Below are 539 nucleotides of genomic sequence, written 5' to 3'. Positions count from 1 at the left end.
GTTGTCGACTCATGCGCGGGCTTGGTCATGGAGRGCGGCGGGCGGTTGATGAATTGATGAACTCGGCCCTCGGAGGGGTCATCGAATTGTTTTCAATTCATAACTATCTCAGGCCAGAGAAAACCCTGTGATGCGGTGCAACACCCAGGATTGGGGAAAGTCCCGAGTCCGGCAATTAGTTTCACTCTGAAAACGAATAGGCCGGAATGGGGCATTGGCGGCCCGCGGCGGGGCGCTGGCACCGGCGCGGCACAGGCGTTGCACCAGGGGTGGGCAAGCGAGCCAGCTGTTCGCGCCTTTCGCCAACCCACGGGAGCCCTGCCGATGACGACCACCTCTTTCCTCAACCACGCGCTGTGGCGCGAGCATGTCTACAGCAGCGGCTGGCGCGCCGCATCGGCGGCGGCCGACGTGATCGAGCCCGCCACCGGCGAGGTGCTCACTCGCACCGGCCGCGCCGTGGCGGCCGACGTGGCCAGCGCCGCGCAGGCCGCGGCGGCCGCGCAAGGTGCCTGGGCTGCGTTGGGCCCGCGTGAACG

Annotated in this window: 1 protein-coding gene; it reads left to right on the top strand. The window is 66.9% G+C overall.

All coding sequences use genetic code 11. The features are described 5' to 3' along the window. Positions 1 to 324: 324 nt before the first annotated feature. Positions 325 to 539, top strand: a 215-nt coding sequence (locus AC1DYI_RS38050; protein WP_477209216.1) for an aldehyde dehydrogenase family protein, incomplete at its 3' end; no start/stop codon positions are given.

The sequence above is a fragment of the Ideonella sp. P3_A4 genome (assembly GCF_056403075.1).
Note: the sequence above shows the minus strand (reverse complement) of the source record. Positions and strands in the feature narration are given on the sequence as shown.